Genomic DNA, 534 nt, shown 5'->3' with positions numbered 1-534 from the left:
CCACCAAAGAACAGGTAGAAGCCAATTACCGCCAGATAAAGTTAGATATCATTGAAATTATTGAACGCGAAAAAGAACGCATCGCCAATGACCCTGAGCTAAGGCATTTGGTAGAGAACTAATTTGTATTATGAAGTTCTTTTCTATATTTTAAAAGTGTATCCTTATCCTTTATATAAATTTCTATACAATCAAAATCATCAAATTCTATTATATTATCTTTTATATAATTTGCTATATTTTCTGAAATATTTTCATCACTAATACTAATATCATTTCTTGTGTAAAGAAACAACTCATATCCTTTCTTTTTTCTTTTTCTTATCGTTCTATTAATTTTACAAAAATATTTTTTTTGTAAACTATCGAAAAAAGACAACTCATTTTTTTTTATAGGATAATCCTTAATAACACTAGATTGCATTAAATATAAAAAAGGATTACAAAAGAATAGAATTATTATAATTATTATAAAGACATATATATATTTAAATTTTATCATGAAGCTGTTTAAACTTATTTCTATAATAAAGT

1 protein-coding gene is annotated in these 534 nt (G+C 23.4%); it reads right to left on the bottom strand.

All coding sequences use genetic code 11. The features are described 5' to 3' along the window. Window positions 1-118: 118 nt before the first annotated feature. The coding region (locus HMPREF9075_RS03345; protein WP_009415088.1) for a hypothetical protein at window positions 119-534 on the bottom strand (416 nt) is incomplete at its 5' end.

Origin of the sequence: Capnocytophaga sp. oral taxon 332 str. F0381 (assembly GCF_000318275.2) — a bacterium.
In the GTDB taxonomy this organism is placed as follows: Bacteria; Bacteroidota; Bacteroidia; order Flavobacteriales; family Flavobacteriaceae; genus Capnocytophaga; species Capnocytophaga bilenii.
The sequence above is the reverse complement of the archived record's forward strand: the minus strand, read 5'-3'. Positions and strand labels throughout refer to the sequence as shown.